Below are 17,659 nucleotides of genomic sequence, written 5' to 3'. Positions count from 1 at the left end.
AACCTCTATTCTTATTTATTCACAAAAGCATTTTTACAATATAATAATTACATAATGAATATTACCTATTATGCAATTATCCTCTCACTTCATGAATCTTATCCTTGTATATTTCAAACCACTGTTGCCATTCATCTTTAGAAAATTCTTTCTCTTCTCCTTCTAAAACGAAAGAAAAAAGATTTAAACAAATATGCCAACCAGCTACATCTCTCGGTGTATGATCTGTTAATTCATGAATGTACTCTTTAAGAAGTAAAAGAGTACCATTTTCATCACAATATTCAAGTAAAACTACCTCGAATCCAGCAGTTTCAAACATTTTCGTTAATGTTATATAATTATGAACGATTTTATGACTTGCTGCTGGATGATCTTTCGGACCGGGGCCCCCTATTTGAACTATATTTTGATATGCCTCATCCTGAAAGAATGCATCAGGGACTCCGCACCGAATATGACCAGATGGTTTTAAAAATTCATAACAAATTTCAGCTGCTCTTACACCTTCTTCAAAAGTAAGGTGTTCCCATACATGCTCAGCTAAAATAGCTGAAATAGAGTTGTATTCAAATCTTTCTTCCCACGTAGCTTTATCTAGTAAGTTAAGTTCATCTTCTTGCGTTTGAATCCAACCTGGATTATTATTAAACACTCCAGCTCCGACAACTACTTTAATTTCGTCTTGTTTTATTGCCACCATGTTCACCTCTTAAACATTTTAATTCATTAATATATTCTATGTTTACTATTATCCTTCCTCCTTTAACAAATTTAGTACCATGAGTCCAGTACAATACCGAACTCATGTCCTAAAAACTCTCTAACGTAACAATCTGTCTAACTCTATAAAATTAGTTCATAATATACGATTTTTCTTACAGAAATATAGCACACCAAACATTAGCATAATACCAATTACGTAAAAAATTGTTGTTCCGCTCCCACCAGTATTAGGAATTACCCAATTATTCTTCGCATTTTTCACTGTTATTTTTTGTGTCTTTACTGCTTCTGTAATTTCTATTTCTATTGGATCCCTAAGTAACATATATCCGTTTGGCGCTTTTATTTCTTTTATCGTATATTTTCCAAGTACTAATTGACTGGAAATCACCTTTCCTTTTTCATCCGTTGTTAATCTAGCCACTTCTTTACCCTCTTTATCTAAGACTTGAAATATAGCGCCTTGTAGTTTTAAATTGATATCCTTATCATCAACTTTCTCAATTTCAAATTGTCCAGTCGGATCTGGTAATTTCTTATTTCCTATTTTAATTTCTACTACTGCATCTTTTTCTACTTTTACAGTTATTTTTTCTTTTAATAATTCGTAACCTTTAGGTGCTTCTACTTCCACTAAGGTATAATTTCCTATTGGTAAGTCTTTTGATACTACTTCTCCTTCTTCATTTGTTACTAGTTCTCCAACTATTTTTCCTTTTGAATCTTCTATATGAAACTTTGCCCCTGCTAGTTTTTTATTTTTATCACTTATGTCTACTTTCACAAGCTTCATTTTCCCCATTGGATCTGGCAATTTCTTATTTCCTATTTTAATTTCTACTACTGCATCTTTTTCTATTTTTACAGTTATTTTTTCTTTTAATAATTCGTAACCTTTAGGTGCTTCTACTTCCACTAAGGTATAGTTTCCTATTGGTAAGTCTTTTGATATTACTTCTCCTTCTTCATTTGTTACTAGTTCTCCAACTATTTTTCCTTTTGAATCTTCTATATGAAACTTTGCCCCTGCTAGCTTTTTATTTTTATCACTTATGTCTACTTTCACTAACTTCATTTTTCCCATTGGATCTGGCAATTTCTTATTTCCTATTTTAATTTCTACTACTGCATCTTTTTCTACTTTTACAGCTATTTTATCTTTTAATAATTCATAGTCTTTTGGCGCTTCTATTTCTACAAGGGTATAGTTTCCTTTTGGTAAGTCTTTTGATATCGCTTCTCCTTCTTCATTTGTTACTAGTTCTCCAACTACTTTTTTATTTGAATCTTCTATATGAAACTTTGCTCCGATCAATTTTTTATTAACATTATTACTATCAACCTTTTTTATTTTTATTTTTCCTGTACTAGGCTTGTTCCAATGTTGCCAGTTAAATTTGAAATTGTGAAATTCAAATCCACCAGTTTGTTGTACCGCACCGACAAATGCTTGTCCATTAATCGAACCGCCTTTTGTTTCTAATACAGCATTGGGGGCAAACACACTACCAACGACACCATATCCCTCTGTTATAATTTTTTTCGCATTTGGAAAAACCCAAATCACTTTCCCATATAGCTCAGTAAACGGGGAATTAGGAGAATATGGTTGTGATGTAGGAACTATATCTGTAGCCCTTCCAATATTGTTCGTGTCATATAGAATAGACCCATTTTTAAATGTAACCTCTGTTGCATCCGAATACATAACAATAAAATCTTTGTCCTTAGCACTCGGTAAAAATACATCTCTTATATCTAAATTAATTTTCCCTGTCAATTCTGATGAAACATAAATATTAGGATTGTTTATATCTTTTCCGATTCCATGACTCATATTTGGAATTGGGGTATTTGTTTTATATTGACCTGCATTTTTACTGACTTGGTTCACTATATTGCGAAATTCATTAAATTTCGCGTCAATTTCTAGTTTTTCTTTATAAACGATACGATCATAAGAGGATTGTATGATGCGATCTGGATCACTCTCTTTTGTCATTACGACTATTCCGTTTTGAATGATAAAAGATTCTTCTCTTGATTTCTTAAATTTTCCAGACAATAACAAGGACGGATATCCCTCATCAACCCATTTTTCACCTACTATATTAGATGTTCCCGCTGCAGCACCTACAATTGTATACCCCGATGCATCCATATCACCTTGAACTGCAATTGCTCCTTCAATGTCGCCACCTATTGCTTTATGGTTACCAAAGACAACAGCATTATAGCGCGATATATCACCTAGACCTTCTAAGTTTGTCGTGGATCCATATACTTCTTTTGGTACATATATGACAAAACTTACACTTAACATTAACAAAACAATAAAATGAATACTTACCAGCTTTAATCGTAGCCTCAATTCCTTTGTTCCCACCTTTACCGTATTTTTTCTATAGTCGAATAAAATGAAATTTTTATTAATGATGATTTACTTCAATCCCCTATATACCTTCTTTACTTATCTCTGAATTTACGGTCCCACTTCCCATTAATGCAGGATAAATACATACATTCTATCGAGTAAACCTTTTCTTATAAATTACGACTATAAACACACATAACAATAGGAGTGGAACTATTACAGTCCACTTATTAAACATAAATATCTCTGTACTCACTTTTTGTTTTTCTTTCTCGTTTAACTCCACACGCTCACCTCGAACTAGCAATCTATTGGTGTTTACTCCATAAGGCGTACACGTAATTAAAGTTGTATAATCTTTATTTTCTACAATTTGTAGATCTTCCATTTCGTGTGGTAACACTACTTTAATTTGATCTACTTTATAAGCAAGAACTTTGTCTAAAGAATGAATATAAAAAAGATCTCCTTCACTCAACTTATCTAAATCTGTAAATAATTTTGCTGATGGTAAACCACGATGCCCTGTTAAAATAGTGTGCGTATTTTCTCCACCTACCGGGAGCGAAGAAAAATCTAAATGACCTATCCCGCGACTTAATACTTCCTCAGAGGTCCCTTGATAGATTGGCAGTTTTATATTAATTTTCGATATTTCAATATACCCCATTACATCTCCTAAATTTAACGCATCAGCATACGCTTGATGATTACTTTTTTTTTCAGAAAATGGATCTGTAAATGTTTTCGCAGAAGTTTGAACTTGTTTATTATATTCGGCTGCTTCTTTTTCCCTACGTTCGACTTCTTTCTTTTGTAATGCTTTAATCTTCTTATCGTAAGAGCTAATCTCAGAATAATGTGCACGGGTCGCCAACCAATTACTAATAGTAGGATATAAAAAAATACCTAATCCAAATAAGAAAATACCTCCCAAAACAAGATTTCGTTTCATATTTCCACCTCTGTATACGCTTAAATATCGAAAAGAGGAAAGCATTTTGCTTCTCCCCTTTTCATATGGTTACATGTTCCTAAAATCTTAATTTCTAGCAAACTTTTTTCTAAAGAAAACAAATGCCGCTGTAAGCATTAAAGTAAGGCCTATTACAGTAAAAAGAGTCGTTCCTATACCACCCGTTACCGGAAGAATCCATCCACTTTTATTATTTTCAATCGTCAATTTAACTGTTTGATTATTTTCACTAATCTTTACATCAATGGGGTCTTTTAATAATTGATAAGATGCTTTTGTACCATCTTCTTTTGTATATGTTGGTGCTTTCGTTTCAAAAATTTGATAGTCTCCATATGGAATGTTAGACCATTTAATAACACCATTTTCATCTGATACACCTGTTACTTCTTTTCCTGCTACGACAACTATTTTTCCATTATTATCTTTAAGTACAAACTCTGCACCTTTTAATTTATTCTTATTAGCACCATCAATTTTTGTTAACTCAATTATTCCAGTTGTCGGAATAACAACTACGGGTTTAGATTCCTTTTCTCCAATTACATCATTTTTATTTGAAAAATGTATTTTTGCTGTATTGAAAATTTCCGAACCAGATGGTACTCCTTCTTTTACTTGAGATTTAATTTGCAAATGAAATTCTTTTTTACCATCTAATTTTGTGAAATCTTTTACTGTAGCTGTTACTTTTTGACCTTCTATAGCTACCTCTACAATGCTTGCATTTACTTCTGCTCCATCAATTTTCACGATTGGCTTTCCTTGAATCACTAAACGATTATCCAAAGTATCTGTTACCACATATTTTTTATATTCCTTAATGTCTTCTGGAATTAATGTTTTAATATCATAATTATAATTAGTTAACGGATTGATTGGTAACGCTTCCAATTTTCCGTTAATCTTTTTATCAATTGTTGGTTCTTCATAGTTTTTCACTTCTAATTTAACTACTGTACCAGAAGTAATAGTTCCATCTTCATTAATTGTTCCGGAGTTCTTAACAAAAAACTCACGTTTAGTTGGATCTATTACATAGCCTTTCGGAGCTTTTGTTTCTTGGAAATAGTATTCTCCATACACCAATCCTTGCACGCGAATATGACCATTAGCATCTGTTACTAACTCTTTTTTCACTTCTGTACCGTCTTTTTTAAATAAAGAGAATACTGCACCTGCTAATGCTTTTTCATTTACACCAGTTTTTATTAAATCCACTGCACCACGTTTAATCTCATTTTTGGGATACATGTGAACATCATAGTTTAGCACCTTACCCTCTTTATTTGTTAATGGAATATCCACTGTATACGTATTGGGATTTAGATTAACATGTGGAGGTCCTGCCACTTCTTTCACCTCATAACGTCCTAGCGGAAGATCTTTTAATACAGCTTGTCCGTTATCATCTGTTACTACTTGATTTGGAGTGGCTCCCATTACAGGTTTCACGTCTTCTTTTACGATTTTCCCATCGTTTGAAATTTTTTCAAAAGAAGCAACCCTTTTTACTTCAAACGTTACACCTTTTAATGGTTTCACATCCTTTGGCACCTCTTGATTTGCAGAACCGTCACCTTCTAGTCCCTGCGCTCCATCTTTTTCTTGTTCATACTTATGAATCGTTAAAGTACCTTTAGATGGTGAATCTGCCTTTACTAATACACTAGACCATGTAGAAAATGTTAAGAATAACACTAAAAGCACACTAAATATTTTTTTCATTTCTCTTATCCCCTTTACTACTTCTATCATTTTAAAAATTTCTTTATTACTATTACCTTCTTAAAAGCAATAGTGTGCCAAGTATCAGATTTAAACGAATAACATAAAACATAGTCGTCCAACAATCCATTGTTTACAATCACTTATTCACTTTTCTTATCTTCTATTATTACGTTGTCTCTCCACATGATATATGTAATTTTCTCCCCTAAATTACACGTATATCCCTATTTCAAGAATCATTACATTTGTTACATAATAGCTTTCACCGCTAATTTCGACTATTCACTTACTGTCAATCTATTCATTTCTCACTTCCTATCCCGATTTAAAATCCAATCTTAATCATTTTTTAATACATATAAGTAATAACCAACAAATAAGTGTGACGATTCATATTTTACGTTACTGTCCAAAACTATTACCTGTATATTCAAATAATATGTGCTATTCATGTTAAATTATGGTATTATTCTTAGAAGTTTATAACTTTTATTTATATTTTTTATTGATAAAGGTTTTCCGTATCTACTTATGAAAAAGGAATATATGTTTATTTAACTATTACGCATAACTGTAAGGAGGAAGAATATGACTAAAAAACTCAGTCTAGTTGAGATAGAGTACATTTGCAATATGTTTTTTCAATCTTTCGAAATTCCAGTTTGTTTTTTAGATTGTAACAAAAATATTCTTTTAGAATTTAAATCAAAAAATGATTCACATTCGTTATATACATCAAAAATAGAAGAGTTACATATGCTTTTTCAGAGAAATGATACATATAATTCCCCCATCTTCAGAACTCACGAATATCTAGGGCACTTTATTTTAATTCACATAAAGAGCGATTATATGGTGAACGGTACTGTTATTATTGGGCCCTTGACACATGTGAATTCTTCTACAAGTAAAGCGGATAGTAACCTTAATTTTATTCCAAATTATAAAAGAACAAGAGACCATTATTTTTCATTGTCAGTCAAAGATCAAAATTTCTTTGTAAATATAGCGATATTGTTCTATAACATTCTCTATAAAAAAAATTCAGATGTAAGCACCTTTTCAAATAACAGTGACTCACTTCATATAAGTCATAGCAGCATCTTAAACGAAGATGTATATATTTCAATGCAAAAAGACGAATCCATTTATCATAATTTATATATAGAGCAGCAACTACTTAGTTCTATAGAACACGGGGATAAAGAAACCGTACTCAAATATTATTACGAATTCCAACAAGAGACTCTTTCATCTTTATCTTCATTCCATCAATTAAGACGTCATAAAAACATTTGTATTTCATCCATCACGCTCGCTACTAGATATGCGATAAAAGGGGGACTTCCATCTGGGATTGCTTACAAAATTTATGATTTACATATTCAAAGAACAGAAGATTTAAAAGACAAAGAATCTGTTTGGGATTTATTAAAAAATGCTTTTTGTACCTTTGCAGACCGTGTAAAGGCACAAAAAACACAGCAACATTCACAGACTATTGCTATTTGCAAAAACTACATTTTTAAAAATATTTACAATCCAATATCTGTTAAACAAGTTGCTAAATTTGCAAATGTGAATTCAGATTATTTATCTATATTATTTAAAAAAGAAGTCGGTATTTCATTAATTGAGTACATTCAACGTGAACGAATCGAAGAAGCAAAGAAATTATTAACTTTCACCACCTATCCTTTATCAGACATATGCGCTTCGCTTAATTTTAGCGATCAAAGTTATTTCACTAAAATTTTTAAAAAATTCACCAATGAAACACCTGGTAAATATCGGAAATCTCATGTTGTCATTTAGAGTGAAACTTCCATTAAAACAAAATGTTTTCAGTAACTCATCAATGGCAGATTAGAAGCACTCCCAGATTCATGAACTATAGGATTTATGCTTTTTCCAAACCAAAAAACACGTTACTATTCTTATATTTTAATGAGAATAGTAACGTGTTTTTTTATGTAATGTAGTTTTGTAGACAGAACATGATCCAACTACAAATTTTTATAGAAGCCAAATGCACCGCTTAACTACTAAAATCTTATTAAGTAAAAAATCCATATTTTGTTTTACTTACTTTCTACTTTATTTCTTTTGAATAATGAACTCTTTTCTTCAAACGAATGATCCCTACTATTATTTTTGTATCTTTCTAAATTTGCGAACAAAAGTGAGTACTGTGCCTGTAATAATCATCAATATGCCGATTGCTGCACTGTTAGTTGTACTTACACCCGTCTTTGGTAGCTCCTTATATGTATATTCTTTTTTATCGCTATTACTGTTGTTTGAGATATTACTCTTATTTTCCTTATTAGCAAGGCCATTAGCTTTGCTAGTTTCTTTATCTTTCACTAATACTTTTTGTATTGCATTTACCTCATTACCCACGGAATCTCTAACACTATATATTATTTCATAAGTACCAGCTTTAGTTGTATCTATAGTTCCTTCATACGCTACTTTAGAAATAAGGTCACCGTCCTCTTTATCCGTAGCTGATACCCCTACCAATGGATCAAATTGATCACCCTCAGTAATTGAAGTTGTAGCAGGTACTTTTAGTATTGGTTTATCATTTTTAACTTCTTCTCTAACTTTGACCGTTACAGTTTGCTTCGCCGTTACTTCATGACCTTTAGAATCTGTAACCGTGTACGTTAATACGTAAGTACCGGCTTTAGTTGTATCTACTTCACCATCAACTTTGATTTTAGAAGTGAGATCGCCGTCTTCTTTATCGATAGCTAATACTTCTGCCATTGGAACAAATGAATCTCCTACATGAATTGTCGCTCCAACAGGCACTGTTAATTTAGGTTCTAAATCTGATGTTTCTCCATTTCCCTCTACAATTACAGTCTGTCTAGCCGTTGTATTTCTCCCTTGGGAATCAACGACCAAGTATTCCACAATGTATGTACCTGGTTTTGAAGTATCTACATCGCCTTTATGCTTTACTTTATTTGTTAAATCACCATCTTCTTTATCAACAGCTTTTACATTTCTCATTGGATCAAACGTATCACCTACACGTAGTGTAATCGTAAACGGTACAGTTAACTCTGGAGCTTGGTTTTCTGCTGTTTTTTCGTTCTCTTTCACCGTTCCTGTAATTTTTGCCGCATCAAAAGCATTTTGGACTGCTTGAACTTCAATTGAGTTCGCTCCATATTTATTAGTTGCCACTTTAAGGCATGCCAATTTCAATTCAGAGAAATTAGAAGTCATATTTAATTCATCAGTATTTGCATAATAGAAAATATCAAACATTCTATCTTCACCAATACCATTTACATTTACACCGTTATGAGTACCACCTTGTGCCATTAAATACGCAACTTTATTAATAATACTTGAGTTAAAATGAACGCCTCCATAATCCTCTCCATTTAAATCATTATATTTACTATAATCATCCGGATACGGTAGTCCTTCTGAAAAATTAATTGCAGTTGGATTTTTCATATTACGAAAAGTCGATCCAGTTTGTTCTCCTATTGTCCAGTTAAATTCCCCATTATTTATGTATTTCTCTATAGCCGTTCCCATAATATCCGATAATGCCTCGTTAATTGCCCCAGATTCTCCTGAAAATTCAAGGTTAGATTCACTTGATGTAACTGCATGTGTAAATTCATGACCGGCTATATCGAACGCTTTTACCATGGGATCTCCATATAAAAGCATACTAATGTTATTAATATTAGTACTAAATGCATTCTCCCAATTTTCAGGATCATTTGTCCCTCCAGAATCCCATGCATGTACAACTGAAACTACTTTTTTTCCTTTATTATCAAAACTATTACGCTTATATTTTTCTTTATAAAAATCGTATACCTTTGTTGCTAAGAAATGAGCGCTTACCGCCTTTGGATCATTAAATGTTGTTGAAACACTAGTTGCTAGTATACCAGGATAATAACTTTCTTCATTTGTAATATCTCTATAATTTACATCATATGTCTCAATTCCTTGTCCTCTTGTGTAATCAGCAAGCGCATAATTCCCACTGGTCTGTGTAGAAATACCAAATGTACGAGTTACGCCTAAATCATCTTTTCCTGTTCCAGTTAATGATGTAAAATTGCTAGTTTTATTTTCCTTAACGGATTCAACATACTCTTCACTTATTTTCAAACTTGATTCTTGTACCATATCTTTTAACATTTCACCATTATGAGCATTCACTAAATAAGTTCCAGATACATAATTTGGTGTTGTAGCAGCAAATGTAACTTGATATGCATTGCTAGCCTGCCCATGATTTTCATCAACAAAAATAACTGCCTTAACTTCTGGCTCAGAAATAAATTTAGTATCGTTTCCGTACTTTTTATAAATATATTGTTTTGCTTCTTCTTTTGATAAATTAATAGGTTTCTTTAAATCTTCTTGTGTTAAATTTTGTGCGCTAGCTCCTGAAATGCTTTTAATAATACCTTTTTTATCTACGTGAGCAGTCAACTGGTGGCCATATACTTCTTTTCCTTCATATATTTGTTGCATGCGCACAAGTGTAGTTCCATCATAAGAACCACGTTTTTGAAGAACCTTGTAATCTACTCCTGTTTCTGCACTAACTTGTTTTGGAGACAAAGCATGCTCCGTATTTTCCTTAAGTGCATCTTTCACTACATTCTCTGGTGCCTTTTTTGATGGTTGTGTCAGATCACCTGTACGGAACGAATCCTCTTGAATTTCAACTTGCATTTGACCAGGTTCCTCTGCATGACCTACTCCATATGGTGTTACACTTGTTAAAACGAATCCTGTTGTTAATGCAACTATAGCTATTTCTTTTTTATTTCCCATGATATTTACCTCGTATAAATTTCTATTATTTATATGAAACTGCTAAAATGTATACAATCTATTCCTAACATAAAAAGATGACTTTTGTAATCTACAAAAGCCACCTCTTCAATATGTAATATCCCTAAAATGTTTTTAATACATAATTTCTATACGAACAGAAAAAAGCATTCATTAACGAGCATTTTGCAATACTTTTATTAGGTCATTTATATTTTCAACTTTCTGCTGAAACTGATCAAGTCTGCTATGTAACAATGAAGGATTTTTATCTTCAGTTGAAATAACTTGTTTTAATTCGTTTTCTAATTTTTCATACATATCAAAGAAATTATCAAATTCTACACTTACAAGCTCTTCATTTTCGCGATAGAATCTTTTTGCTTCTATATAAGTCATATATGATTTATTTAAAAATCCTAATGAAATTAAATATTTAGAAGTGTTTTCTTGATAAATAGCAATATCACACGCTATTTTAATATCAGAATAAGTCTTTTGAACGAGACAATGCAATTCAAAAATCTTAAACTTTAATCCATTATTCATTTCATCCCCTCCCATCGTATCTATTCTACATAAAATTAGAATATTATACAAAGAAAATTATTAGCATGAAATTGACAATTTAAAAAATAACTTAAGGATAAACAAAATCCCTCTCATTATAAATTATAGTTGCGGAGCATTTACCAACATAACAGCAAAATAAAAAGCGAAAAGAATAAATCTTTCCGCTCTTAGAGTAATAAATACATTTCATATTGCGCTAAAGAATTCTTTTCAAATCCACATTTCTTAAGAAAACCTTCCAGTAAATTATTGTTAGGAAACCCAATTGATAAACTTGATAAATTTAATTCTTCTCTTGCTACTTGTAATAATTTCATCCCAACACCAATATTTCTATAATCTTTGTCTACGAAAATAAAACTAATTTTACCTTGTTTATTTACACATAGAGAGCCTTTTAAGTCATTATCGACATATGCACCATAAAATACATTATTTGTTTTTTTGATATAATCAATATCATTTTGCCAATTTATATGGAAGTTTAACCATTTCTGAATTTCATCTTTAAAAGTTGGAAATTCTAATTGTTTTACTTCACTATCCTTACAATCTTTATTCATTATTTTAGTCAAATCATTTAAATTATAATAAGAAAGATCGTACACTTTTTCATAGCCCAACTTATTATAAAAATGAATCGCTCGGTCATTTCCTACAATGACTTCGAGAAAAAGTTGCTTACATCCATGTTGAATCGCCTCTTCTTTATGCAGTTCAAATAATTTTTGACTTACACCAATACCGCGGTAATTAGGATGAACCGCTAATGTTCCACAGCGCATAGTCTTTATACTTTCATAATCCTTTATACCACCTAGTATTACGCCAACAGGTTTGCCTTCTTCTAAAGCAAGAAAAGAATGTTCTAGCAAATTACCTTCTGGTCCCAAAAAACGTTGTATAAAATCCTCTTTTGAAACCTCCATCTTAATAATGTAATCTGAAAATCCATCTTTAAAAGCTTCATATACTAAATCAATATTTACTTCACTACACCTTTTATATTGAATCATATAAAATTGCCCTCCAACTGCTTATATTAAACTCAACGTGTACCCATATAATATATTCCATCTATTATAAATTTCAGCTCTTAATTTGAAATAAGCGGACATTTCCCTACATATAACTCACTATTGATTTGTTTTATAACAAACTATCTATTATTTACTACATTAACCTCATAAACACGTAAAAAAGCAATTAAATGCTCACATGCTCTTTCACATGCTAGCATTTTAAAGATTTTTTGTTCTTCTTTCGTTTTATCATTTGCTTGATCTGAAGCAGCTTTTAAACAGAGAAATGGTTTTTTATTTATTTGGCATACATAGGCGAAAGCTGCTACTTCTTGATCAACTGCCAATGCTCCATATACGGTATGGAGTAAATATCTCATTTCCGAACTACGAATACGTTGATCTCCTGATAAAAATGTACCGAAATGTATCGGATCATACGATCGTATTTTTTTTATTCTTCTTACAAGTGATTTTGTTGTTTCAATAGGTGCTGTTCTACCGTTATATAAATTAAAAACATCTTCCCCTGAACCAGCAGCAGTAACATCATGTTGTATTGCGTTTAGTGCGACTACAATATGACCGTTTTTCACCTTGTTTGATAAACTTCCGCATATTCCTGTCATAAACAACTCATCTGGCTGAAACTCACTAATTAACAATTGTACACAACTAGCGCAGCTTACTTTACCGACACCAGTAACAACTGATATAATTTCCAGCTCATTAATAGTATGAAAATGAAATTCCCAAGCTGCCCTTTTTTCAACACGTTCACTCGGATAATGTTGATGCAAATACGTCAGTTCTGGTTCCCATGCAGATACAATTGCAATACGTTTCATTACACGCTTCACTTCCCCTATTGTCATTTAAATATGTTATCTATACTTTCTCGTTCATAATCTGGAATCCATTCTTTGTATTTCTTATATAAATCTCGTATTATTTCTTTATTCTTCGCAATTACTTCACATCCTCTATCATCATACATAAACATGACAATATCTTTCGTTGCATTAATGAGAAATACATCTGGATAAAAAATTTCTTTTTTTCGTCCAAATCGAGGATACAAATCAGAAAAATCCTCATGATTAGCAGCTTGTATAAGCGATTCATACTTAATATCTTCTACGAGACATTTTAAAGAAAATTGATATGTACAATATAACTCTGCTTCTTCATCTTCAAATAGAAACGGTAATGTTTCTTGTCTTATATGAAATCTTAAATCTCTTTTCTTAATATATTTATTGTATACATTTATTTTCTGTGGAGTTTTTATGTTTTCCTTTTTAAATCTATAAACATTTGTCACTACAAACACTACATCTTCTTTTGAAAATATGTCTTCAAATAAGAATTTATTATATGTATATAGTTGAGAAAAGTATTCCATATTTAAATCGTTGGTTCCTTCTACAATTTGATATTTATCTTTTCCGAAATCAAAATGCAAATGATTTTCCCACTGAGATAATAAGTAGGGTCCTAATGTAACTTCTGGAAATGTTTGATTCATATATTCTTTTAATTGCATTTCCTTGTCCTTTCTACTGTACAATTCTTTTTAAATCCCAATATGCTTCTTCTAGCCACGGGTGTATAACTTTCAATGTATCTTTCCTTTCCCACAAATATGAAATATATACAAAAGCTGCTTTTTCCAAAGATTTTCCCAATCCTTTTTTTATTTCTATTAAATATGGTGGTGTCCCTTTTTGATCCCATTCTATTTTATCTGCAACAAATAATACTAAATCCATCTTCGTTGCATGTTTACGCAACGTTGTATGGCAACAAATTGCATTTAAAATCTCTTCATCTTCGACTTTAAATATTTCTTTTGCGATTACCCTCGATAATTTTTGATGAATAATCATAGGAAACTTTCTTTCCGCTTCCACTATTTCTACACCAAATTCTTCAGCAACTGCAATCCGCTCCTCGTTTGGAAAAATGCCACTAATATCATGTAAATATCCTGCAATTGCTGCTTTTTCTTTATCTACGTGAAACTTTTCTGCAATCTTTTTTGCCTCATTTGCCACACGAATTGAATGTTTATATGTAAACTCTTTATTATATTTTAGTAGAAAAGCTTTAATATCATTTTCTATTTTTCCAGTTGGAGTAAATGAATATTTATCATTACATAACATAGAAAATCCTCCTTATAACTACCTTTCATTATAATGTAGAATCTAAATATCTTTGTTATTTTATATTCGATATTAATCTTTTTACTCCTTTTTAATACGTTACATGAAATTTTATACAGAATCATCGCTACAAGTACATAAATGTTTGATATTATAGTAATGTTGATGATTTGTAAGGAAAGGAACTACACAATGAATAAAAACATATTAATTATTGATGATGATAAAGAAATTGTTGAATTACTTGCTGTTTATTTGCGAAATGAAGGCTATAACATTTATAAAGCTTATGATGGCGATGAAGCATTGCAAAAGGTTTCTACATATGAAGTTGACCTTATGATTTTGGATATTATGATGCCAAAACGAAACGGATTAGAAGTTTGTCAGGAAGTGCGTGAAAATAATACTGTACCAATTCTAATGCTTAGTGCAAAAGCAGAAGATATGGATAAAATATTAGGCCTTATGACAGGTGCCGATGATTATATGATCAAACCATTCAATCCATTAGAATTAGTAGCTAGAGTGAAAGCTTTATTACGAAGATCCTCTTTCCAAAATGCTACTTCGCAAAAGAATGAAGATGGTATTATTCGTATTCGCTCTGTTGAAATACACAAACATAATCATACAGTTAAAGTAAATGGAGAGTACATTAAACTAACCTCTATTGAATTCGATATTTTATATTTACTTGCGAGTAATACAGGAAGAGTATTTAGTTCAGAAGAAATTTTCGAACGCGTTTGGAATGAAGATGGTTATGGTTCAAATAAGACGGTAATGGTCCATATTAGCAACTTACGAGATAAACTTGAAACAGTAATAAATGGAGAAAAATTTATTCATACTGTTTGGGGAGTTGGCTATAAAATTGAGAAATGAAGCATTTGATATATTAAAAGATATTCCTAAATGGAAACTTATTTTTTGGCTTTTATTAGCTATCACACTCACTCCTATTACTGAATTAATTATTTATCGCCTCGTTACGAGTGTAATTGAAAGTTCACTTACTCTAACCGAACTCGGTAAAGAATTCATTCGAATTTTTGGTTATGAAAAGTATAAAGGGATTAAAGAGTCTTTATGGATGATGATTGTATCTTATTTGTTTTTATTTTCTATTTTTTCATCCTATCTTTACATTTTTTATCGTCACGAGAAAAAACTTTATTATGAAACTTGTATAAAAAAAATGATAGAAGAAATTCGTTATATTGCAAATGGAAACTTCAATCATAAAGTTTCTATTGTAAATCATAATTATCTAGAAGAATTAGCAATCGGGGTCAATGAAATTGTTGAACAATTAAAAGTCTCCATTGATGAAGAAAGACAAGCTGAACAAGCAAAAAGTGAACTTATTACAAATGTATCACATGACTTACGCACTCCCCTTACCTCTATAGTTGGATACGTAAATTTAATCCATCATGATAATTATAGAGATGAAGTGGAATTGCGATACTATATTCAAGTCATTTACGATAAGGTAACTCGTCTTAATGCATTAATGAATGACTTGTTCGAATATACACGTGTTCAAAATAAAGAATTAAGCTTGTATTCTGTTCCTATTGATATTGTAGAGTTACTTGGACAATTAACTGTTCAATTCCGTATACAATTTCAAGAAGCTAATATAGAATGTCGGCCTTCTTTCCCGTCTCAAAAGCTCATGGTATTAGCTGATGGTGACAAATTAGTGCGTGTGTTTGAAAATCTTATTATAAACGCTATCGCTTATGGAAGCGAAGGTCGCTATATTGACCTTACTGCTTATGAAAGCAATAATATGATTACAATTGATATAACAAATTACGGACAACCTATTCCTAGTACGGATTTACCTCATATTTTTGAACGTTTTTATCGCGTTGAGAAATCTCGCTCTACAAACACTGGTGGATCTGGACTTGGATTAGCAATTGCAAAAAGTATAGTCGAATTGCATAAAGGAACAATTGAAGTATATAGTGATGACGAAAAAACAACATTCACTGTAAATCTACTCCCATACAAATGTTAATATTACAAATAAAAAGTTCAATTTCTTACCATATAAGAAATTGAACTTTTTCCATAATTACCCTAAATTTAATAATCCTTTATAATTCTTTAGAAATTCTTTACCTTTTCTTTCTTCCTAATTAAGCATTCCTTTTTACAATACTATTATTGATGTCATAATAGGAGGATCGCTTATGCAATTCTTAAAGAAATTCGCTATTTTATTATTATCTTTTTTTATTACTGCACTTATCGTTTTATATTTTTATCTTTATGTAAATGGTCCGATTATTCAAGCTAAATCAGCTATTTTAATAAATGCTAATTCAGGTGAAATTGTTTATAAAAAAAATGAAGAAACTCCAGTACAATCAGCTGCTTTATCTAAATTAATGACAGAATATATCGTATTGGAGCAACTAAATGATAGAAAAATACAGTTAGATGACTTAGTACAAATAAGTAACGAAGTTTTCCGAGTAGAAACAAGCCCTATACAAGTAACATCGAATGATAAAACAACGGTTCGTGATTTACTTCATGCATTGCTACTGGCAGGGAATAATCGTTCTGCACTCGCTCTAGCAGAACACATTGCTGGAAATGAAGATAACTTTACAGTATTAATGAATAAAAAAGCAAAAGAACTAAAGTTATTACAACCATCTCCATTTCTAAACTCTACTGGAATTAATAATAATACAAATAAACAATCAACTACAACAGCGATAGACGCAGCTAAACTAGCAGCACGATTAGTAAAAGATTTTCCAGATGTATTGAATATTACGAAACTAACCTCTTACCAATTTACCTTCAAAGATTCCCAGGTTTTCAATACGAATAAAATGATATATTCCCTTAATGAAAACATTAAACTTCAAGGTGTTGATGGCTTACAAACTAGTTTTTCAACTAACGGTAATTATAGTTTTGTCAGTACAGCAAAACTTGGAGATACTAGACTAATTTCAGTAATATTAGATGCAGATGAAGAAAACATTTCATTTATTGAAACAAAAAAGTTGCTCCAGTATGGTTTTGATCCTTCCTCGTACTCTGCACTCCAAGCTTTTAAAGACGCCCTTACATCTTGGACAATATTGCTTCAGTTTAAAAATTTAATTATACAAACTATAATGATTTTTTTAATCATTACCACCTTAATGTTTTTACATATACGTCAGAAAAAATCCGAGGATTTCAATTAAGAAATCTTCTTATATATATAAAACCGACTTGC

General features: G+C 31.2%; 13 protein-coding genes and 1 pseudogene. 4 read left to right on the top strand and 10 right to left on the bottom strand.

Annotated elements, in window-relative coordinates:
* Positions 1-265: 265 nt before the first annotated feature.
* From C3Y97_RS12370 to C3Y97_RS12355, 4 genes and pseudogenes are all read right to left on the bottom strand, one after another.
* Positions 266-703: pseudogene (locus C3Y97_RS12370) on the bottom strand (class I SAM-dependent methyltransferase); the annotation flags it as partial.
* Between the two features lie 156 nt (positions 704-859).
* Complete coding sequence (locus C3Y97_RS12365; RefSeq protein ID WP_075677050.1) at positions 860-3,097, bottom strand: MSCRAMM family protein; 2,238 nt, start codon at positions 3,095-3,097, stop codon at positions 860-862.
* A gap of 154 nt (positions 3,098-3,251) precedes the next feature.
* On the bottom strand, positions 3,252-4,055 hold the full coding sequence (locus tag C3Y97_RS12360) for a class C sortase (protein WP_168732378.1): 804 nt from the start codon (positions 4,053-4,055) through the stop codon (positions 3,252-3,254).
* 87 nt (positions 4,056-4,142) lie between these two features.
* On the bottom strand, positions 4,143-5,804 hold the full coding sequence (locus tag C3Y97_RS12355; protein ID WP_075677047.1) for a SpaA isopeptide-forming pilin-related protein: 1,662 nt from the start codon (positions 5,802-5,804) through the stop codon (positions 4,143-4,145).
* 591 nt (positions 5,805-6,395) lie between these two features.
* Between C3Y97_RS12355 and C3Y97_RS12350 the strand changes: the two genes are divergently transcribed.
* Complete coding sequence (locus C3Y97_RS12350) at positions 6,396-7,622, top strand: helix-turn-helix domain-containing protein (protein ID WP_000162828.1); 1,227 nt, start codon at positions 6,396-6,398, stop codon at positions 7,620-7,622.
* Positions 7,623-7,955: 333 nt separating this feature from the next.
* On the opposite strand, the gene C3Y97_RS12345 is transcribed toward C3Y97_RS12350, so the two are convergent.
* The 6 genes from C3Y97_RS12345 to yqeK form a co-directional block, all read right to left on the bottom strand.
* Entirely contained in the window at positions 7,956-10,637 is a 2,682-nt protein-coding gene (locus tag C3Y97_RS12345) for a M4 family metallopeptidase (RefSeq protein ID WP_086404157.1), read from the bottom strand.
* Between the two features lie 174 nt (positions 10,638-10,811).
* Positions 10,812-11,186 carry a hypothetical protein gene (locus tag C3Y97_RS12340; RefSeq protein WP_001059024.1) on the bottom strand — a complete coding sequence of 125 codons (375 nt, stop codon included), beginning with the start codon at positions 11,184-11,186 and terminating at the stop codon, positions 10,812-10,814.
* A 191-nt stretch (positions 11,187-11,377) separates the two neighbouring features.
* Positions 11,378-12,226, bottom strand: coding sequence for a GNAT family N-acetyltransferase (locus tag C3Y97_RS12335; protein WP_000617060.1), 849 nt, complete (start codon positions 12,224-12,226; stop codon positions 11,378-11,380).
* Between the two features lie 143 nt (positions 12,227-12,369).
* On the bottom strand, positions 12,370-13,107 hold the full coding sequence (gene mtnN / locus C3Y97_RS12330; RefSeq protein ID WP_001987381.1) for a 5'-methylthioadenosine/S-adenosylhomocysteine nucleosidase: 738 nt from the start codon (positions 13,105-13,107) through the stop codon (positions 12,370-12,372).
* Positions 13,104-13,778 carry a DUF3885 domain-containing protein gene (locus C3Y97_RS12325; RefSeq protein WP_001176117.1) on the bottom strand — a complete coding sequence of 225 codons (675 nt, stop codon included), beginning with the start codon at positions 13,776-13,778 and terminating at the stop codon, positions 13,104-13,106. Before C3Y97_RS12325 ends, mtnN begins: the two co-directional genes overlap by 4 nt.
* Positions 13,779-13,791: 13 nt before the next feature.
* Positions 13,792-14,400: a bis(5'-nucleosyl)-tetraphosphatase (symmetrical) YqeK gene (gene yqeK / locus C3Y97_RS12320; RefSeq protein ID WP_000882449.1), complete on the bottom strand. Its 609-nt coding sequence runs from the start codon at positions 14,398-14,400 to the stop codon at positions 13,792-13,794.
* Positions 14,401-14,592: 192 nt separating this feature from the next.
* Here yqeK and C3Y97_RS12315 point away from each other — a divergent pair, with 192 nt between their 5' ends.
* From C3Y97_RS12315 to C3Y97_RS12305, 3 genes are all read left to right on the top strand, one after another.
* Positions 14,593-15,288, top strand: a complete 696-nt coding sequence (locus C3Y97_RS12315; RefSeq protein ID WP_001038807.1) for a response regulator transcription factor — start codon at positions 14,593-14,595, stop codon at positions 15,286-15,288.
* Complete coding sequence (locus C3Y97_RS12310; RefSeq protein WP_001243308.1) at positions 15,278-16,435, top strand: sensor histidine kinase; 1,158 nt, start codon at positions 15,278-15,280, stop codon at positions 16,433-16,435. Before C3Y97_RS12315 ends, C3Y97_RS12310 begins: the two co-directional genes overlap by 11 nt.
* A 175-nt stretch (positions 16,436-16,610) precedes the next feature.
* Positions 16,611-17,627 (top strand): D-alanyl-D-alanine carboxypeptidase family protein, encoded by a 1,017-nt coding sequence (locus C3Y97_RS12305; protein WP_001160054.1) that lies wholly within the window; start codon positions 16,611-16,613, stop codon positions 17,625-17,627.
* The last annotated feature ends 32 nt before the right edge of the window (positions 17,628-17,659 follow it).

The organism is Bacillus sp. DU-106, from assembly GCF_004799705.1.
In the GTDB taxonomy this organism is placed as follows: domain Bacteria; phylum Bacillota; class Bacilli; order Bacillales; family Bacillaceae_G; genus Bacillus_A; species Bacillus_A cereus.
Note: the sequence above shows the minus strand (reverse complement) of the source record. Positions and strands in the feature narration are given on the sequence as shown.